Consider the following 3,829-nt stretch of genomic DNA (forward strand, 5'->3'; position numbering starts at 1 on the left):
CACGTGCCACTAGTTCAGGGCTGCAACAAATTTACTAGAAAGCCGCCCGTCCGTCTGGGTGCCCAGTTCCGCAGGATGGCACCCGAACGACGGCAGTGCGGATGACTTCCTATGGGTTACCTAGAACCCACCATTCGTTGATTCCGACTAACTCGTTGTTTTTATGGTGCCGGCGAGAAGCATCAAACCTCCGACCTACTGGTTACGAAACGGTCGATCGCCAACATTAGATTGTTGGTGTCTTGTTACCCAAACTGTTACCCAACTGTTCATCCAGGTTATTGTCACGAGAAAAATTACTCTTAACTAATTGTTTTAGTTGGTGGGCCCGCCAGGACTCGAACCTGGGACCAAGGGATTATGAGTCCCCTGCTCTAACCAACTGAGCTACAGGCCCGGACAGCGATCTGTTACTACTTTCTCAACGCGCAAGCGCCATCGGGAGCCCGGCAGGCAGACAAGCTAACGAATTACTCCAGATCCAGAAAACTGCGCAACTGCTCGGAGCGACTTGGATGCCGCAGCTTTCTCAGCGCCTTGGCTTCGATCTGGCGAATGCGCTCTCGCGTTACGTCAAACTGCTTGCCCACCTCTTCCAGGGTATGGTCGGTATTCATGTCGATACCAAAGCGCATCCGCAATACTTTCGCCTCGCGCGGCGTCAACGATGACAACACCTCCCGCGTCGTTTCGCCCAGGCCTTCATTGGTGGCCGAATCCACCGGTGAGACAATGTTGGAATCTTCAATAAAATCACCCAGATGCGAGTCTTCGTCATCGCCGATGGGTGTTTCCATCGAAATGGGTTCCTTGGCGATTTTGAGGACCTTGCGCACCTTGTCTTCCGGCATTTCCATGCGCACCGCGAGTTCTTCCGGTGTCGCCTCGCGTCCCATTTCCTGCAACATCTGCCGTGAAATGCGATTGAGCTTGTTGATGGTTTCAATCATGTGCACCGGGATGCGGATTGTACGCGCCTGATCCGCGATCGAGCGCGTGATGGCCTGCCGTATCCACCAGGTCGCATATGTGGAAAACTTGTATCCACGCCGGTATTCGAACTTGTCCACCGCCTTCATCAGGCCGATATTGCCTTCCTGGATAAGGTCCAGAAACTGCAACCCGCGATTGGTGTATTTTTTCGCGATTGAAATCACCAGCCGCAGATTGGCCTCGACCATTTCTTTCTTCGCACGGCGCGCTTTTGCTTCCCCGATAGACATGCGCCGGTTGATGTCCTTGATCGCCACGATGGCGAGTCCGGCATGCTCTTGGTTACTGATCAGCTTCTTCTGCGCCCGCAGAATATCTTCTTCGTAAACCGCCAGCGCGGACGCATATTTGGCCTCGGAGTTGACCGTCTCTTTGAGCCACTTCAGGTTGGTTTCCTTACTGGGGAACGTGTCGATAAACTCACGACGCGGCATGTGAGCCTCGTTCACGCACAGGTGCATGATGCGCCGCTCATGAGTGCGGATGCGATCAATGGTGGAACGCAGGGTTCGGGTGAGCTGATCGATCAGCCGCGGAACCAGCTTGAGCTGCATAAAGTGTGTGGCGATCGCTTCACGCGCCTGTGCGTGTCGTTTGGCGTTTTTCTTAACCGCCGGACTATTGGCCTTGGCATGCAGCGTGCGCAACTGCTCAAACCGCTTGCGCGCTTCTTCGACATCCAGCCCGGTATCGATCTCGGTTGCCGAATCCGCGTCCGCATCGTCGTCTTCGGAACCTTCCGGTGCGATGGCCGCCACCTTGCTGGCCGCGTTCGGCTGCGCGTTCGTGTCGTCATCGGGGTCGACAAATCCGGCGATCACGTCACCAATACGTCTTACCCCGGCTTCCGCCAGATCGAATTCGGCAAGCAGCATATCGATAGCGGGCGGGAACTGCGCGAGCGCGAATAATACCTGGCCCAGGCCCTCCTCGATGCGCTTGGCTATCTGGATTTCGCCTTCCCGGGTCAGCAGACTCACGGTGCCCATTTCCCGCATGTACATGCGTACCGGGTCGGTGGTGCGGCCGAATTCACCATCGACAGTAGCCAGCGCGGCGGCAGCTTCCTCCGCCGCGTCGTCGTCGGTTTCCACGCCGCTGTCAGTCAGGATCAGGCTGTCCGTATCCGGCGCGTGCTCGTGAACAGCGATACCCATGTCGTTGATCATGCTGATGATATCTTCGATCTGCTCGGACTCGACGATGCCGTCAGGCAGATGATCGTTGACTTCGGCGTAGGTTAAAAAGCTTTGCTCTTTGCCCTTCGCGATCAAAGCTTTAAGCTTGGATTGCTGATCTTGATCCATGTCGTATACCTAACTGAGCCCCAAAAGCCGGCCGCCAGCGAGGCAAGCCAAACCGGCCATTATAGCAGAAAATAGCTGATTCTTTGTTTTATATGCCCGCCTGGATCCGCGCCCGCAGCATCTGTTCAAGTTTGCGCTGCTCTTGCTCATCCAGCCCCTCGTTGCGCTCTTTGGCGAGCAGCGAGTCTGTCTGGTGCCTCAACGCTCGGGCCTGCAGAGCGGCGACAGTGCCGAGGAATTCAGCCACAAGATCAAAGTTTTCGGCAGGCGCCCGCCATTCCATTAATTTTAGTAGATGAACGTGATGTTCGCTGGATCGATAACGTTCGAGCAGCGATGCTGACGTTAGATGGGGATTGGCTCGCAGGGTTTCAATGATATGCGTAAGTAGAGTGATACCCGGCAACTCAAGCGCTTCTAATTGCTCCGTTGAGGGTACCTGTTGAGCAAGTCTGGGCTCATTGAGCAACATGGCAATGGCCCGGCGCACCGGGCTTTGGGGCCCTGGTTGCGATATGTGCGCGCGTTGTTCCGCTGCGACCTGCCTGGCTGATGTTGCAGGCGCGGACACAGAGGTGCCGACACGTATCGACAGTTCCTTGTACATCAACCGCTTGAATACGCCGTCAGGTAATTCTTGCAGATAGCGTTGCGCACGTTGAGCCAGTCTCGCGCGGCCCGCGGTGGCATCGGTGTCAAGTCCCTCCGCGAACTGCATAAACATGTATTCGGCCAACGGGACCGCGCTCGCTACGCGCGCCAGAAAAGCATCCCTGCCCTCCCGCCGAATCAGGCTGTCAGGGTCTTCGCCGTCGACAAGAAACATAAAGCGCGCTTCGCAGCCATCGCTGAATACCGGCAATAGCTGTTGCGCCGCCCGCCAGGCGGCCTCGCGGCCCGCGCGATCGCCATCGAAGCAGAATACGAACTCTTGCGTCTGCCGCAATAGCAGCTTTATATGCTGCTGAGTCGTTGCGGTACCCAGCGTCGCAACCGCGTTGCGTACGCCGTGTTGCGCCAGCACCAGCACATCCATGTAGCCTTCGACGACGAGCACCCGCTCCGTCCTTCCCAGTGCCTTACGAAGCTCGAACAGACCATACAGCGACTCATACTTCCGAAACAGAGCCGTCTCGGGCGAATTGAGATACTTTGGAATGCCATCGTCGAGCACGCGACCGCCGAAGCCGATCACGCGCCCGCGCCGATCTCGGATCGGAAACATGACACGGTTGCGAAAGCGCGCCTGGCTTCGCCCTTCGTCGTGCTTGATTAATCCGGCGCGGATCAGTGAATCCTGTTTTGCCTGACCCAGGGCGTTAATGAGAATAGACGATTCCGGCGGCGCGTAACCAAGACCATAATCAAACGCTGTCTGACCGCTCAAACCCCTGTTTTTCAGATAGTCGATTGCGTTTTGGCTCTTGCGCAACGTCGCCTGATACACACGAGCTGCCTGTTCAAGGATCTCGTAGAGATCGTCGTGCTGAGCTGATTGGTCTGCCCCCGGTTCTTTCGGCACTTCAAGC

General features: G+C 56.5%; 2 protein-coding genes and 1 tRNA gene. All 3 read right to left on the reverse strand.

The genetic code is table 11. The features are described from left to right. Nucleotides 1–320: 320 nt before the first annotated feature. Nucleotides 321–397 (reverse strand) — tRNA-Ile (locus tag H0V34_14470). Between the two features lie 73 nt (nt 398–470). After that, a complete protein-coding gene (rpoD, locus tag H0V34_14475; GenBank protein ID MBA2492833.1) occupies nt 471–2,300 on the reverse strand; it encodes an RNA polymerase sigma factor RpoD in 1,830 nt (609 codons plus the stop codon). An 88-nt stretch (nt 2,301–2,388) separates the two neighbouring features. Beyond that, a partial coding sequence (locus H0V34_14480) for a DNA primase (GenBank protein ID MBA2492834.1) occupies nt 2,389–3,829 on the reverse strand: 1,441 nt, incomplete at its 5' end.

The sequence above is a fragment of the Gammaproteobacteria bacterium genome (genome assembly GCA_013696315.1).
Classification (GTDB): domain Bacteria; phylum Pseudomonadota; class Gammaproteobacteria; order JACCYU01; family JACCYU01; genus JACCYU01.